Below are 1,201 nucleotides of genomic sequence, written 5' to 3'. Positions count from 1 at the left end.
CAGACTGTAGACAAACTCATTAAAATTGAGTTTTCCTACAGTCTTTTTTGATTTAAACTTGTATTAAGAAAATCTTGAGGTGATAAATATGCTTTCGAAACATAATTCCATTCAACGAGATCAAATTGAAATGATCGCTTTAGATCAACTTGTACCAGCGGACCATTTGGTACGCAAAATTGAGGCTGCGATTGATTTCTCTTTTATTTATGACTTAGTGGAAGATATGTATTCACCTGTAGGCCGCCCAAGTATTGATCCAGTTATTCTAATTAAACTAACCTTCATTCAATATACCTTCGGTATTCGCTCGATGCGAAAAACAATTGATGAGGTTCAAACAAACATGGCCTATCGCTGGTTCTTAGGCTATGGATTCCATGAAAAAGTACCGCACTTCTCTACCTTCGGGAAAAATTACGAACGTAGATTTAAAGGTACAGATCTGTTTGAACAAATATTCTATCGTATATTAAAGATTGCTGCCTTAAAAAACCTTCTTAGTGCAGAACACATATTCATTGATTCTACTCATGTAAAAGCTAGTGCTAATAAGCATAAATTTCAAAAGAAGGTCGTGCGAAAAGAAACTAGAGCTTATCAAGAGCTTCTTCAAGAAGAGATTAATCAAGATCGTGGAGATCATGGGAAAAAGCCTTTTCCACCTGATAAGTTTGACAAAGAAGAAGAAAAAGAAATCAAAGAAAGTACAACTGATCCAGAAAGTGGTTACTATGTTAAAGACGAACGTACAAAACAGTTTGCCTATTCGTTTCATGCAGCCGCAGAACGCAAGGGATTTGTATTAGGTGTGGAGGTTACTCCAGGAAATATTCATGATAGTCAAATGTTAAATCCATTAGTTGAAGATGTGGTAGAAATAGTAGGAAAACCAAAAGCTGTTGCTGCGGATGCTGCTTATAAAACTCCAGCAATTACAAAGTACCTAATAGAAAACGATATTATCCCAGCGGTACCTTACACAAGACCGCGCACAAAAGATGGGTTCTTCCGAAAACATGAATATGTTTACGATGAGCATTTCGATTGTTATTTATGTCCAGCGGGTGAAATCTTGAAATACTCTACAACGACTAAAGAAGGATATAGAGAGTACAAATCTCCGAAGCATATTTGCGCAACTTGTCCATTTTTAGCTCAATGTACAGAAAGTAAAGATCATCAAAAAGTGGTTACGCGA

1 protein-coding gene is annotated in these 1,201 nt (G+C 36.3%); it reads left to right on the top strand.

Annotation, left to right across the window (positions count from 1 at the left end):
- Window positions 1-88 precede the first annotated feature (88 nt).
- Window positions 89-1,201 (top strand): IS1182 family transposase (locus LC095_RS26635; protein ID WP_226530916.1); only part of this gene is annotated, 1,113 nt, incomplete at its 3' end.

The sequence above is a fragment of the Metabacillus niabensis genome (assembly GCF_020524345.1).
Taxonomy (GTDB): Bacteria; Bacillota; Bacilli; order Bacillales; family Bacillaceae; genus Metabacillus; species Metabacillus niabensis_B.
This window is presented reverse-complemented; position numbering and strand designations above follow the sequence as displayed.